The 593-nt window shown below is 73.0% G+C and carries 1 protein-coding gene; it reads left to right on the plus strand.

The window, feature by feature from the left end:
* Nucleotides 1-593, plus strand: a 593-nt coding sequence (locus I6F37_RS38470; protein WP_225154138.1) for an ATP-binding cassette domain-containing protein, incomplete at both ends; no start/stop codon positions are given.

The following is a 593-nucleotide window of genomic DNA, read 5'->3' on the forward strand; positions in this document are numbered from 1 at the left end:
GGGAGAAGGTGGGCCTGGTCGGTCGCAACGGCGCCGGCAAGTCGTCGCTGTTCTCGCTCTTCGCCGGGCGCCTGCAGGCCGGCGCCGGCGACGTCTCGATCCCGGGCCGCTGGCGCATCGCCGAAGTGGCGCAGGAAATGCCGGAGACCAGTGAAGGCGCGACCGACTTCGTGCTCGCGGGCGATACCGCGCTCGCGGAAGCCGAGGCCGAGCTCGCCGCCGCCGAGGCGAGCGACGACGGCGAGGCGATGGCGCACGCCCACGTCGCGATCAGCGAGGCCGGCGGCTTCGACGCCCGGCCCCGCGCGCAGGCGATGCTGCTCGGACTCGGCTTCAAGAGCGCCGAGCTCGACCAGCCGGTCGACAGCTTCTCCGGCGGATGGCGCATGCGCCTGCAGCTCGCGCGTGCGCTGATGTGCCCGGCCGACCTGATGCTCCTCGACGAGCCGACCACCGGGCTCGACCCGCAAAGCCGGCGCCGGGTCTGGGACCTCGTCGCAGCCTTGCGGGATCGGGGTCGGTCGGTGCTCCTGACGACCCACCACCTCGAAGAGGCGGAGGAGCTGGCTGACCGGGTGGCGATCATGCATGCC

This window comes from Bradyrhizobium sp. NBAIM08 (genome assembly GCF_020193935.1).
Classification (GTDB): Bacteria; Pseudomonadota; Alphaproteobacteria; order Rhizobiales; family Xanthobacteraceae; genus Bradyrhizobium; species Bradyrhizobium yuanmingense.